A 1,305-nucleotide genomic window follows, 5' to 3' on the forward strand; every position below is an offset into this window, starting at 1 on the left:
CTCGGAGACCGTCCATGTCAAATGTAAGAGTGAACCGTAGGGTCTGGTCAAGCGGACTGCTCTGTGCTGTGGCAAGCATGTAGGATGCATCGAGCTGAACCACGTTGAGAGAAAAGCCGGCTCCGAACGCGAAATAGCTTCTGCCTCCTTTGTTGGCATGTTCGTAATTGTATCCGGCACGCACGAAGAACTGCTGGTTGTATGCGTATTCGGCGCCGAAGCTGACACCGATTTCCTGAAGCTCCTCTTTCATGCCGCCCGGTGCATCTGTGAAACTCTTGAATATGCCTGTTATGGGTGACATGCTTTCCCATCTGTCGAGCGCGTCTTCATATTCCTGCTGTCCTTCGGCAGTGGATGTGTCGAAATCTTTCTGACGCGGTTTGGTGGGAACAAGCAGCTTGTTGAGATCAAGACCGAATGCAAGGGTGTTGTAATCGGCGAGCGGGAACATGAAGTTTGCTCCGAGTCGAAGATTGGTGGGGAGGAACGCGTTTGATGCGCCATGGTCGTAGCTGACTTTCGTACCGATATTGGAGATGTCAAAACCCCATGAGAACTGGCATTCGTTTCTGCCGATCATCGGGTAAGTGGTGTAATAGCCCGACAGATCCACAGAGAATGCGGATGCAGCAGTGTTGGACTCTCCTGTCTGGGTGTCATTGTATGAAAGATCCGACAGAATATATCTTAGCACCACTCCCATCGAGAACTTTTCCGACAGCTTGCGGGAATAGCCGAGATCGATGGCAAATTCATACGGGTTGATGGTCTGCGCGTTTCCTTCTCCGTCATATCCGCTTGTAGTCACCTCTCCGAGTGAGAAATACCGCAATGAGGCACTGAACGCCTGATTGTCGCCGCTGCCCGGTTTCCAGTATCCCGCGAGGTTTGCAAGAAATATGTCATTGACTATCTTGCGAAGCCAGGGGGTGTATGAAAGTGAAAGACCTCCGTTTGAATATCCGAATGCATATTTTGACGGATTCCAGAACTGTGAGTTCATGTCGGGGTCTGTTGCCACACCAAGATTACCCATCGAGCTTCCTCTTGCATCAGGGGCGATGGAGAGTGTGGTCACACCGGTGTTGACCGGGTTGAACTCGTTGTCTTTTATGTCGTTTTGTGCCGAAGCAGCCGCCGAAGCCAGCAGCATGCATGTCATGGCTGTCAATATTCTGTATTTCATTCTATTTCTTAAACTGATTTTTAACTCTTTTATTGCAAGACAGCGAAGTTCTGCCATTCTGAATATAGCGAAAGAGATGACTTTCCTGTTTCACGTACTCTCACACGATACAATCC

General features: G+C 49.7%; 1 protein-coding gene. It reads right to left on the reverse strand.

Annotation, left to right across the window (positions count from 1 at the left end):
• On the reverse strand, positions 1-1,189 hold a 1,189-nt coding region (gene porV, locus JX312_RS13720), incomplete at its 3' end, for a type IX secretion system outer membrane channel protein PorV (RefSeq protein WP_204458480.1).
• Positions 1,190-1,305: the final 116 nt, after the last annotated feature.

The sequence above is a fragment of the Barnesiella sp. CU968 genome (assembly GCF_905219685.1).
Lineage (GTDB): Bacteria > Bacteroidota > Bacteroidia > Bacteroidales > Muribaculaceae > Lepagella > Lepagella muris_A.